This is a genomic window from Vibrio ichthyoenteri ATCC 700023, assembly GCF_000222605.1.
In the GTDB taxonomy this organism is placed as follows: Bacteria; Pseudomonadota; Gammaproteobacteria; order Enterobacterales; family Vibrionaceae; genus Vibrio; species Vibrio ichthyoenteri.
Map to the genome: position 1 here is coordinate 34379 of NZ_AFWF01000094.1, position 11558 is coordinate 45936.

7 protein-coding genes are annotated in these 11558 nt (G+C 45.4%); 3 read left to right on the forward strand and 4 right to left on the reverse strand.

All coding sequences use genetic code 11. The annotated features are described in order from the left end of the window. Positions 1-129: 129 nt before the first annotated feature. Both RH85_RS08460 and RH85_RS08465 read left to right on the forward strand, forming a co-directional pair. Positions 130-618: an acyl-CoA thioesterase gene (locus RH85_RS08460; RefSeq protein WP_006711804.1), complete on the forward strand. Its 489-nt coding sequence runs from the start codon at positions 130-132 to the stop codon at positions 616-618. A gap of 123 nt (positions 619-741) precedes the next feature. Then, positions 742-1002 carry a hypothetical protein gene (locus RH85_RS08465; protein ID WP_006711805.1) on the forward strand — a complete coding sequence of 87 codons (261 nt, stop codon included), beginning with the start codon at positions 742-744 and terminating at the stop codon, positions 1000-1002. A 900-nt stretch (positions 1003-1902) separates the two neighbouring features. Here RH85_RS08465 and rnb read toward each other — a convergent pair. Continuing rightward, a complete protein-coding gene (gene rnb, locus RH85_RS08470) occupies positions 1903-3906 on the reverse strand; it encodes an exoribonuclease II (RefSeq protein WP_006711807.1) in 2004 nt (667 codons plus the stop codon). Positions 3907-4273: 367 nt separating this feature from the next. On the opposite strand from rnb, the gene RH85_RS08475 reads away from it, so the two are divergent. Next, the gene (locus tag RH85_RS08475; RefSeq protein ID WP_006711808.1) at positions 4274-6337 is read left to right on the forward strand and encodes a DEAD/DEAH box helicase; all 2064 of its coding nucleotides are present in this window, start codon (positions 4274-4276) and stop codon (positions 6335-6337) included. Between the two features lie 195 nt (positions 6338-6532). Here the strand turns inward: RH85_RS08475 and RH85_RS08480 are convergent, their stop codons facing one another. The 3 genes from RH85_RS08480 to RH85_RS08490 all read right to left on the reverse strand — a co-directional run bounded on the left by RH85_RS08480 (position 6533) and on the right by RH85_RS08490 (position 11297). Then, positions 6533-8647, reverse strand: coding sequence for a TRAP transporter permease (locus tag RH85_RS08480; protein ID WP_006711809.1), 2115 nt, complete (start codon positions 8645-8647; stop codon positions 6533-6535). A gap of 135 nt (positions 8648-8782) precedes the next feature. Further along, positions 8783-9787: a TAXI family TRAP transporter solute-binding subunit gene (locus RH85_RS08485; RefSeq protein WP_006711810.1), complete on the reverse strand. Its 1005-nt coding sequence runs from the start codon at positions 9785-9787 to the stop codon at positions 8783-8785. A gap of 385 nt (positions 9788-10172) precedes the next feature. Then, positions 10173-11297, reverse strand: a complete 1125-nt coding sequence (locus RH85_RS08490) for a conjugal transfer protein TraF (RefSeq protein ID WP_006711811.1) — start codon at positions 11295-11297, stop codon at positions 10173-10175. Between the last annotated feature and the right edge of the window lie 261 nt (positions 11298-11558).

The following is an 11558-nucleotide window of genomic DNA, read 5'->3' on the forward strand; positions in this document are numbered from 1 at the left end:
CCAATATTAGCTGTTAAGCCACACATGAGACGCGCAATGAGCCAGGGCTATGTGGCTGGGTTCAAAATGGGTTATTCCGTAAAAAACACGTTATAGTGTCCGTAGTTACAACCGTCATGGAGTAAGACGATGAGTAAAAGACAACGCGATATTACCCTACGCTTCTTGGCTGAACCAAGCGACGTGAACTTTGGCGGTAAGGTCCATGGTGGTGCCGCAATGAAGTGGATCGATCTCGCCGCCTATGCATGCGCAGCGGGCTGGAGTGGTAAGTATTGTATTACGGCCTACGCGGGAGGAATACGTTTTGTCCAACCCATTCACGTTGGCAATCTAGTTGAAGTGAGTGCGAAGGTGATCTACACCGGTAGCTCATCGATGCACATTGCGATTGATGTTCAAGCCAGTGATCCCAAAGAATTAACTAATCGGTTAACAACCCATTGCATTGTGATTATGGTTGCCGTTGATGAAGAAGGTAAACCTTCGGCGGTACCTGAGTGGACGCCAACCAACCAAGAAGACATCGAGCTTAGAGAGTCTGCTATTCGCCTGATGAACATGCGTAAGCAAATAGGCCAAGAGATGGAAGCACACGTCAAATACCTCAAATCCTAACGCCTGCCACACAAATATCGATAATGGCAGTATGTCAGTTTTTAATAAAAAACAGACACTGTCATTTTTCTTTCACCATAATTTGTTTAACTCTTTGCTGTATAAGATCACTAGGGCAAGGATTTGGCAATTAATCGTATATCATTCAGTGAAACAAAATTAAGCGAAAGCACGTTAATCGACCCAAAATCTGTTGAATACCAATGGGTAAGAACGATGTATGCAGAAGGGTATGATGAGCAACAGATCAACAGTTACATTCAAATCTGTTTTGGAGGGGATGACACTTTTGCCAACCTTTTTCGCCGTGTTGCGCTTTCACAAGAAAGTATTTATGTATTACTGCAATATCTAGGCTGCGCGCCATCCAATAGAGAATTATAAACAAGCGAGTCATTTATCTTATCTACCAGAGTGCTCTCAAAGATAAAAATAAAGATAATGAAATTAAGTATATGAATAGACGAAGATTATGATTGGTGGAGAGAAAAAGAACATAACGAAAAGCGCGTAAAATTTCCCCATATAGCGCTACAACCCACTTCACGCCACGTTAAAATGAAATCAAATACACCATACAGCGTATTTTTTAGCGCTGCGTCGCATTGACCCTCAAATACACTACCGCACATTATTCGATTATTTAATATAGACGCTGCAAAAAGAAATGCCTGAGCATTGCCCAGGCAGGTTACAAAAACCGTTAGTTTGTATTTAGTAAGGAATCTAAGCTAACAGCCAGCTATGCGTAACACCAATTTTGCACTCAACTTAACTGATCGGCGGCCAAACCAAGATGTTAAGTGGAGCAACAATGAGGCGACGTGCAGGTCGCCTTTGTCGTTTTTATGGATCTTCCACAGCATCGGTTAGTTTTCCTCTGACAAACCCATGCTATGTAAGTAGAAACGATTGCATTCAAAATGCAGGGAATACGCCTTAATTTCTTCGCCTAAACCACAGAAAAATCTAATAATTTAGACTCCATCGCATTCCTATCATTAGTGTGTACGAATCCTCATCAGAAATCAACCACGATGTGACCAGAATCTCATATGTAAGAGCAAACGCTGTGATGTTTTGTTGGAGCAATGCAATACAGAGCCTTACTTTACTCAACTACCCTCACCTTCTGCTCTAATGCACCATCGTGCCGTGCCCAATAATTGGACAATAGAAATCAGTAACGAGAATCTTACGCCCATAAAAAATCCCCTATACCTCTAGAAGATATAGGGGATTCAATTTATACGTCCGCTATCACGCGATAACAAACAATGAAGTCTATTGGGCCGGCGCTTCGTCTACAGGCTCAACAACCAAATCAGCAAATACGCGGGTTGGCTTGGCAACGATATTACGGTTTTCTTGACTCACGTCGGTCAATACCACTTCAAGCGTATCGCCTAAACGGAATTCAAGTTGCTTATCGATTGAAATCGTACCTTGCTCGCCGTTGCATTCGATACGTTCTTTATTAGACATAATCAATGAACTTGGAATAAAGGCAGCTGCGCCATTTTCCAAGAGACGAATACGCATACCCGCACGGTTAATATCAAAGATTTCACCAACGAACTTGGTCTCTTTGCTTGGCTCTTCAGCCAACGTGCGTGCATACAACCAATCACCCACTTTACGCTCAGCCATATTGTGGTGTTTGCGATGTAGAGCCAACTCTTCACCGACCGTTTCATCCGCGGTTTGCACTGGCGCTTTGCCTAATACGTGTGCTTTTAGCATGCGGTGGTTGATCATATCGCCATACTTACGAATTGGAGAGGTCCACGTCGCGTAGATATCTAAGCCCATCGCATAGTGTGGCAGTGGCTGATTGCCCATCTCGCTATAGGCTTGCGCTTTGCGGATACGGTTATCAAGGTAGCTTGTATCTTGTTGACCTAACCAACGACGCAGTGCGGCAAAGCCTTCCAGAGTTGCAATCGATTCTGCAGTAAATGGCAGTTCACCTTCTGGATTCACTAGCGCAACTACATCGGCAATCTTTTCAGGTTTGAAACCGGCATGAGTATTAAATACACCACAATCAAAGTTCGCACGCAGCGTTTTGCCCGCACAAATGTTTGCCGTGATCATCGATTCTTCAACTAGGCGGTTCGCAGTACGACGCATATCCGCATGAATCGCGACAACATCGTTGTCTTCACTCAGCTCAAAACGATAGTCTGGACGATCTGGGAATACCACGGCATTGTTTTGACGCCAGTCAGCACGAGCAAGCGAGAACTCATAGAGATCACGAACGATTTGAGCAATCTCTTCATTTGGTTGCCATTGTGGCGATTCGCCATTTTCCAGCCAATCTGACACATGATCATAAACCAAACGCGCGTGTGATTTGATATGTGCGGCAAAGAAATGAATGTCATCACCAATAACACCGTCTTTACTAACCGTCACCGTACAGCAAAGAGCTGGACGAACTTCACCTTCAATCAGTGAGCAGAGGTCGTCCGCAAGATCACGTGGTAACATAGGAATGTTGCGACCTGGCAGATAGATGGTAAAACCACGTTCACGCGCGACCGTATCCATGTCACTGTCTGGCGTAATATAAGCAGTAGGATCGGCAATCGCGATCGTTAGCTCAAAATCACCATTGGCATTTTTCTTCGCGTACAGCGCATCATCCATATCTTTGGTTGATTGGCCATCAATAGTCACAAATGGAATATGAGTCATATCGATACGCTCTAAATCCGCATCGTCTTTCAATTCCCAGTTGTCGATTCCCGCAGGTTCACTATTTGGCAGATCGTTTTCCGCTAATGTAACCCACCATGGTGCGATCTTATCGTTCGCATCAGTGATCTTTTTAGAAATTTCAACCAAGAAGCCAGCATCACCTTTTAGTGGGTGCTGAACTAGATGGGCAACAACCCAATCACCTTCGGCAAAATCATTTGGGTTGAGACCCTTCATTACTTTTGCTTTCAGAGACTGTTTTTTAAGTTGCGGGTGATCTGGAGTAACGTTCAACTTACCCTTGAACATTTTTACACGGCCAATAAAGCGAGCTAAATTGTGTTCCAATAGTTCTTCTGGTTCTGCCGATTCGCGATCGTTGTCAGTGCGAATGATTGCTTTCACTTTATCGCCATGTAGACATTTTTTCATATATGGTGGCGGAATAAAGAAGCTAGTCTTGCTATCTACTTCTAAGAAGCCAAAGCCCTTCTCGGTTGCTTTAATCGTGCCTTCTTTTTTCGGTAGCTTTTCTTGGATTTGCTGTTTTAGCTGAGCCAGTAGCGGATTATCTTGGAACATTTTTACTCTTAATCACTTGTAAAATTGCGCACACTATAACATTGCGATATTGCCCAAGCTACTTAAAGCGAGACTTTGTTCACGCCTTACCACGCCAGAACTGAGCGAAATAGCAGCAAAACAAGCTGCGTATGGCGACAAATTCTGCAAAATTGTCTTTCAGAAGAAATTTTTGTGATGAAATTCAATTTTTTCTGGATTTTTTTATGCTTTTAGGGAATAATCCGCCTCCCTTATGTCCCTAGCGGCTTGATGCGATTTACGACTTATCCGCATCTGAACGGAACTCAGCTCTTTATCTGGATTGGTAATTGAAATTGGTAGAGCTCGTGGGACCTTTTGTTTTTATTTGTTATATGGGATCCCAATGACAGACTCAGTAATTCAATTTAGTGAATTAGCACTAAACGACGCCATTCTTTCAGCACTTGACAGCATGGGTTTCGTTTCTCCTACTCCTATCCAAGCAGAAGCGATTCCTCACCTTCTTGCAGGTAAAGATGCACTAGGTAAAGCTCAAACAGGTACTGGTAAGACAGCAGCATTCTCTCTACCACTGCTAAACAAAATCGATCTTGCTCAACGTAAACCACAAGCAGTTGTTCTAGCTCCTACTCGCGAACTAGCGATCCAAGTAGCGGCTGAAATGAAGAACCTTGGTCGTAACATCGCTGGTCTTAAAGTTCTTGAGATCTACGGTGGTACTTCAATCGTTGACCAAATGCGTGCTCTTAAAAATGGCGCACACGTGATCGTTGGTACTCCTGGCCGTGTTCAAGACCTTATCAACCGTGACCGTCTACACCTTGACGAAGTAAACACTTTCATCCTTGATGAAGCTGATGAAATGTTGAACATGGGTTTTGTTGACGACGTTACAGCAATCATGGAGCACGCTCCTGAATCTGCACAACGTGTACTTTTCTCTGCAACTATGCCTCCAATGCTGAAAAACATTGTTGAGCGCTTCCTACGTGAACCAGTAATGGTTGACGTTGCAGGTAAAAACCACACTGTAGACAAAGTAGAACAGCAGTTCTGGGTTGTTAAAGGCGTAGAAAAAGACGAAGCAATGTCTCGTCTTCTAGAAACTGAAGAAACTGACGCATCAATCGTATTCGTACGTACTCGTCAAGATACCGAGCGTCTAGCTGATTGGCTATCTGCACGTGGCTTTAAAGCTGCTGCACTGCACGGTGACATTCCTCAGTCTCTACGTGAGCGTACTGTTGATCACATCAAAACTGGCGTAATCGACATCCTAGTAGCAACTGACGTTGTTGCTCGTGGTCTTGACGTTCCACGTATCACTCACGTATTTAACTACGACATCCCATTCGATGTTGAGTCATACATCCACCGTATCGGTCGTACTGGCCGTGCTGGTCGTAAAGGTAAAGCGATCCTACTTGTTCGCGGCAACCAAATCCGTATGCTTCGCACTATCGAGCGCGTAACTCGTTCACTAATGGAAGAAATCCAACTTCCAATGCGTGACCAAGTAGCTGAAGCTCGTCTAGTTAAACTAGGTGCTGAGCTAGAAGCTGAGAAAGAACACAAAGCACTAGAGAAATTTGTTGAGCTGGTAGAAAAGCTTCAAGAATCTCTAGAAATTGATGCGAATACGCTAGCTGCGATTCTTCTTAAGCGTCAACAAGGCAAACGTCCATTGTTCTACGTTGGTGAAGACCCAATGGTAGAAGCAATTGCTCGTGACAAGCAACGTCGCACTGAACGCCGTGAAGGCGGTCGTGATGGCCGTGAAGGTGGTCGTCGTGAAGGTGGTCGTAGCTTCAACACTCAAGATTGGGATACTTACCAACTTCAAGTGGGTCGTGAGCAAGGCGTACAAGTTAAAGATATCGTTGGCGCACTAGCGAACGAACTAGGTCTAGTGAAAGGCTCTATCGGTGCTATCAAACTAGATCAAGGCCAAACTTACGTTCAGCTTCCTAAAGCAATGGATTCTGAAACAGCAGGCAAACTAAACAAACTACGTATTCGTCAGAAAGAAGTTGGCGCAGTAGTTTGTGACTTCAACGATTTCCGTGAGCCTCGTGGTCGTCGTGACGGCAACCGTGATGGCGGCGGTCACCGTGGTAACCGTGAAGGTGGTTTCCGTGGCAACCGTGAAGGTGGTAACGGCGGCGGTCACCGTGGCAACCGTGAAGGCGGTCGTGATGGCGGCGGCTACCGTGGTAACCGTGAAGGCAGCAACCGCGAAGCTGGTAACCGTGAAGGCGGTAATGGCGGCGGCTACCGTGGCAACCGTGAAGGTGGCAATGGCGGCGGTTACCGTGGCAACCGTGAAGGTGGCAATGGTAATGGCGGTAATGGTGAGCGTCGTTTCGACCGTAACCGTGGCGGCGACAACCGTGGCAACCACCGTGGCGAACGTGGCCATGGTCGCCCAGCTCGCAACGAAGACTAATTAGTCATAAAAAACCGGCGTTTATCGCCGGTTTTTTTTTATTTATACCTCTACCTAACATTCCAATATTGAGTGTCCACTTTATTGGGGTCATTCCACACTCTCCACTCTCCACTCTCTACTCTCTACTCTCTACTCTCTACTCTCTACTCTCTACTCTCTACTCTCTACTCTCTACTCTCTATTCTCTATTCTCTAAGCTTCTTTCATCACTGCAGTTTGAATCCGAGCGCTGTAAACGAAAGTAAGAATAAATAGTAGCAACGCGCTTAATCTGGCCGCTAGCGCAATATCGGGCCAAATCAAGACAACCCCTATTACAGCCATACCGCTCCGCAGCCACCACGTTAAAGGCCCTTCTAAATAACCTTCTATTGCAGCGATCAACGCATACGTTCCAAAAATCGCCAATACTCCGACTTGCAGAACTTCCCATATCGACCAACTGACTAAACCGTTATAAGCGATAAGCAGCGGCACTAAATAAAGTCCTTTGGCGATCTTCCATGCTGTTAAGCCAGTTCGCATCGGCGGTGTCTTAGCAATCGTGGCAGCGGCAAAAGCAGTTAAACACACAGGAGGGGTTACATTACTGTCTTGCGATAGCCAAAATATGATCAGGTGGGCTGACAAAAGGGCCAGTGCGACAGTCTCTACCCCTAAGCTTTGTTCAAGCAATGTGGCCATAAAATCCGCAGGAACAACCCCTAACAATAATTTCGCTTGCTCCATCGACATTGGCGCTTCAAGTAGCATCAATTTATCGGGTGCGGCCAGCATGAAGATCGCTTTGGCTTGTTCTGGTAGTTCGCCTAATACCATCAGCTCAACAAGTTGACGTTCCGCTAGCAATTTGTATAGTGCCGGCGCAGACAAGGTACCCAAAACAATATAAGCCGCCGTGACGGGCAACCCCATACCCAATACCAAAGAGGCCAACGCAATCAAAGCTATCATTAACAACAAATCGCCTTGTGCCCAACTATCGATCATCAATGAAAATGTGTTACCAATCCCGGTCGTACTAATCACATTCACCACTAAGCCAATACCCACCAGCAACACCGCTGTTGTCGCCATATTTCGCGCCCCGAGAGCTAACGCTTCAACAATGGCACTGATACCCATTTTGTAGTCTTTCGAGAACCAGCTCGCTATGACGACCGATAGAATCGATAGACCCGCGGCATAGGTCGGGGTAAATCCTTGGATAAGCAGTGTAACCAGTACAGCGAGCGGGATAAGGTTATGCCAACCCGAAAGTAATACTCGCGTCAAAGATTGCTCTGACGTAGTGACCTTTTGCACACCGGTACGTTTAGCTTCAATACGTACAAAAAAGGCCACCGAAAGAAAATAGATCAGCGCAGGCATAAACGATACCGCGATAATGTCGACATAAGGTATTTGAGTGTAAGACGCCATAATGAACGCCCCCGCCCCCATCACGGGTGGCATTAGCTGTCCACCAGTAGAAGCCGCCGCCTCGACCCCTGCAGCAAATCGTGCCGAGAAACCCGCTTTACGCATCAAAGGAATACTGATCACACCGGTAGAAACCGTATTGGCGACACTTGAACCGGACACCGACCCCATCAGACCGCTGCCAATTACAGCGATAAAACCAGGGCCACCAATCACCTTTCCCGCAGCTGCGCGAGCCACATTGATAATGTAGTCTCCCACCCCAGAGCGAACTAAAAATGCCCCGAACAAGATAAACATAAAGACAAAGCTCCAACTGATACGCGCAATTGGGCCAAACATTCCTTCAGATGAATAGAAGCTGCGATAGAGTAAGGTTTCTAGGCTCAGTCCAGGGAAATGGAAGATACCGGTTGCCCATTTCCCCCACCACACTACGTAACTTAAGCAAATCAAAATCAACACTGGGATAAACCACCCCATGGTGCGGCGGATCAATTCCGTCACAATAACGATGGCTAAAATGGCGAACACCCAATCACTGGCAATAAACTTCACGCCACGCTGATACAAGGCATCTTCTGCCAGCGGCAAATAGATAAAACAAGCGATTGCGCCAAGCGCAAGCAACAGGTCAAAAGCCAGCGCAAAACGGCTGTCGACTAACCGACGATGAGGGGGGTACAACACAGCACAGATCACCGCAAAACCGGCAAAATGGGTTACAGATATCCATAGTTCAGAAGTCGTAGCAAAGGTGTTAAACCAAATATGAACAAGCGACAGTAATACACACCAAACGGTCAGTGTCACTGTTAACCATTTAACGTTACTTCTTGTCGCCAACTCAAACTGGCTCAATTGTGTTTCTTGGGTGTCACTCATAACTACTCCATGTCTAATGAGAGACAAGCGGCTTCAACTAAGCGTTTTAGCTGAAACACGATTAACTATCCTCTAGATTTGAGCCGCACACGATCAGCAATATGATCCGCTGCGACCCAATCAACAAAGACTTTATTATTGAAGTATCAATGAATTCGGTACTTCGATTCCCATTTCTTGGTAATACTTAGCCGCTCCAGGATGCAGAGGGACCGGTAAACCGGCAATCGCTTTTTCTAATGCCATCGCTTTGGTCGCTTTATGAATCCCTTGCAAGAAAGCCAAGTTTTCATAAATCGCTTTGGTCAACTCGTAAACATCTTCCTCTGACACATCACTTCTAACCGCTAAAAAGTTGGGCTGAGCAATCGTGGTAATGCTTTTTTCCACACTTGGATAGGTGCCCGCAGGGATCTCATACTTAGTCCAAAGGTTATAATCACCGTTGGCTTGCTTAATCTGTTCATCGGTAAAGGATAAAATCTGAATCTCTTCACCTAAAGCCGCAAATGCTTGTGTTACCGCACCAACAGGCACTCCCGCTGGGGTATTCATTCCTTGGATCGTGCCATTTTGCAGTGCACTTGCACTGCCGCCATAACCCATGTGGGCAAAATTGAAACTCTCCGTTTCAATACCTAACCCTTGCATGATCTGGCGTCCTGAGTTTTCTGTTCCTGAATTCTTTTTCCCTATCGAAAATTTTTCATCTTGCAGGTTGTTCAGATCGGCCACTGTACCAGTGCTTGCCAGATCACTGCGCACGATAAAATGCTCTACGTTTTGCCACAACATAGACACTGAACGTAAATCATCTTGTCGAGCTTTATAAGGACCTTCACCATTCCATGCCCATGCACCATACAAACCTTGTAAAATCGCAAACTGCGCTTCGTTTTCATTCAGTAGTTTGACATTTTCACCCGAGCCAGCGGAGCTGATCGCCGATAGCGAGAATTGATATTTCGGCGCTAGTTTTACTTTGCTCAGCGTTGCTAAGGCAACACCGACTGGATAATAGGTACCGCCCGTTGAGGCCGTGGCTAGAATATAACTACGATCTTGCGCATATGCTTGAGCGGTAAACCCAATACACGCCGCAGCGATTGCTAGAACATTGACGACTCGATTCGACTTCATAGAACTCTCCGTGTAAACCATTAAGCGCTATACGCTAAGCACATAGCGAGCATGGATATCCATCACTATGATGAGGTGCTATTTAGCTCACTTTACTTAGCATCCAATAGTCACTCAGCATGTTGTAATACTTCGGTATCCGTGGGGCACTGACTTAGTATCGAAATCGTTAAGCGTAAATTAGGCTAACGACACTAAGTGATTCTTTTAAGGTAAGGCAAATTTTTGATAGGAGGAAGGATCGAGATCGCACTTATTGATAACAATAATTTAACACTACACATTCATCACTGCACATAAACAAAAAGAGCGACCAATCGCTCGCTCTTGTGTGCTTAGTCTCTCTCACTACAAAAATGAAAGTGATTTGAACTATGCATTGGGATTAAAAAGTGAATGCTAGATTCGCTGATGCACCAAACTGATTTTCTCCCGCATAGGAGCCTGCAATATCGAAGCTCACGGCATCGAATGGACTAATACCAATACCTGCGGTAATCGAATCATCAAGCGTATCTTCTAGATCGATCTCATAACCTGCGCGAAGCTGAGCCCAACCCCATGCATTTCCCTCGACACCAAAACGGAGGAATCGCGTGTCATCATTCAACTCTTTAAAACGCTTCTGTTTCGTTAGGTCAAAATCAATACTGGCGGCAAGATATTCACCGGCGTAACCCAAACCAATTGTCGCTTGTGGATTAAGCTCGTACGTGTAACCACCAATCTCGGTTTCAATCTCTTGTGAAAATAAATTTTTCATTGCAAGACCCGCTCGTAACGGACCTGAGTGCCAAGCCATACCGAGATCGAGATTGAAAGCCGTTTTGCTTCGCTCACTTTCGTCGTAGTTATCAAGATCGAAATTGTCGATATTGCCTTCTTGTGAGTAAGTCAGTAAGTTTTGATATTTAGGTGAAATACCAAACGCGATATTTTGGCCGCCAAGCTCAAAGCTTTTCGCGAAAGACAGACCAACTTCAGTGACGCCAAAGGCAACCATTTTAAATGTAGAGTCGTTGTATCGATCTTCAGCATCGCTAAGATCAGAAACTTCCGTAGCAGCGATCACTTCAGTGTAGCCACCACCAAACAGGTTGACCGACAGAGTACGAGTGGGAATAGCGACAGCAAAATTTAACCCCGCGGTCACTGCAACTGGCGCATTACCCGCAAGATCATCCAGTAATTTATCCAGAGCAGCAGTATCGGAAGAACTTCCATTGGAGATATCTGCAAACAAATCTTGGGCATCATCTATCGTTTGGATGGTTTCATCTTGATCATGCACGGTGACACCAAATGCCGGCAATAAAATACCGACATCGTCGCTATCACGATGCAGCGCGCCTAAAGCTGGGTTATGAAAGGGAGCGAGTAGAAAGTCTGCCGATACTACGCCAGTATTACCCATACCATTACTACGCGCGTCAGCCACTTGGGTTGCGGCGATGGCGGAAGTTGAAACTGCACCTAACGCACAGGCCACTGCTAAAGTTATTTTATTCATAATCGATCCATGTTGATTCTGATTGTAATTTATACTTAAGAGACGTGATTTCGATGCCCATTAAGGAACCACTCGTCACTTGGTCATTTTTCATTCTGACGCTCAACTGTTTAACGAGTATTAAATCATCCGTCCAGCACCAATAGCGATCGTGGTTATATAATGTGCAGTTGCTCAATTCTTTGCATGATAAGACGGGAAAAAAACATCCTCTCTGCATGCGCTGAATAGATGGACAGATTAGATAGGTTGAATCAATAA